Raw genomic sequence first — 415 nt, 5'->3', positions numbered from 1 at the left:
AAAGGCGCATGTGATCAGCTACGTCGCTGGACATATGCTGGCGGTAAGCAATGGAAAGGTCTCATGACTCGTCGTGAGATTGAGCGTGAAATCTGTTTGTGGGGTCAGCAATGAACAGAGTAACCGCGATTATCTCCGCTCTGGTTATCTGCATCATCGTCTGCCTGTCATGGGCTGTTAATCATTACCGTGATAACGCCATTACCTACAAAGCCCAGCGCGACAAAAATGCCAGAGAACTGAAGCTGGCGAACGCGGCAATTACTGACATGCAGATGCGTCAGCGTGATGTTGCTGCGCTCGATGCAAAATACACGAAGGAGTTAGCTGATGCTAAAGCTGAAAATGATGCTCTGCGTGATGATGTTGCCGCTGGTCGTCGTCGGTTGCACATCAAAGCAGTCTGTCAGTCAGT

2 protein-coding genes are annotated in these 415 nt (G+C 49.9%); both read left to right on the top strand.

Translation table 11 applies throughout. From position 1 onward, the window contains the following. The coding region (locus SB660_RS19105; RefSeq protein ID WP_001501901.1) for a glycoside hydrolase family protein at positions 1–114 on the top strand (114 nt) is incomplete at its 5' end. Continuing rightward, positions 111–415, top strand: a 305-nt coding sequence (locus tag SB660_RS19100) for a lysis protein (protein ID WP_103687753.1), incomplete at its 3' end; no start/stop codon positions are given. The genes SB660_RS19105 and SB660_RS19100, both read left to right, overlap by 4 nt.

This window comes from Bacillus sp. SIMBA_005, assembly GCF_046535585.1.
Classification (GTDB): domain Bacteria; phylum Bacillota; class Bacilli; order Bacillales; family Bacillaceae; genus Bacillus; species Bacillus pumilus.
Note: the sequence above shows the minus strand (reverse complement) of the source record. Positions and strands in the feature narration are given on the sequence as shown.